The sequence below is a fragment of the Rhizobium ecuadorense genome (assembly GCF_001187535.1).
Classification (GTDB): Bacteria; Pseudomonadota; Alphaproteobacteria; order Rhizobiales; family Rhizobiaceae; genus Rhizobium; species Rhizobium ecuadorense.
This window is the reverse complement of the sequence record NZ_LFIO01000311.1, coordinates 1-309: the sequence shown is the minus strand read 5'-3', so window position 1 is coordinate 309 and position 309 is coordinate 1. Positions and strand designations below refer to the sequence as shown.

Genomic DNA, 309 nt, shown 5'->3' with positions numbered 1-309 from the left:
GGCTTGGCCGGAAAACGAAACGCCCATTGCCCTCCGACCTCGAAACGTGTGCAGCGCGCACTCTCTAGCTCGAGCAGCGAAAAGACATCGGACAAGGGATCGATCATGGGTTATGGACGATCTCGACGAAATCATGGAGCAACCAGCATAGATTCTCCAGGCAGCACCTGCAATCCTCAAAAGCACAAAGGAGAACGAAGATGCCTGATATCAAGGACAAGGTTATTGCAATCACGGGTGCCAGCAGCGGCATCGGCGAAGCCACGGCGCTGCTGCTGGCCGGGCGCGGCGCAAAGCTCGTGCTTGGAG

2 pseudogenes are annotated in these 309 nt (G+C 57.3%); one reads left to right on the top strand and one right to left on the bottom strand.

Annotation, left to right across the window (positions count from 1 at the left end):
* Nucleotides 1-107 (bottom strand): annotated as a pseudogene (locus AF337_RS45115) (AraC family transcriptional regulator); the annotation flags it as partial.
* 93 nt (nt 108-200) lie between these two features.
* On the opposite strand from AF337_RS45115, the pseudogene AF337_RS45110 reads away from it, so the two are divergent.
* Nucleotides 201-309: pseudogene (locus AF337_RS45110) on the top strand (oxidoreductase); the annotation flags it as partial.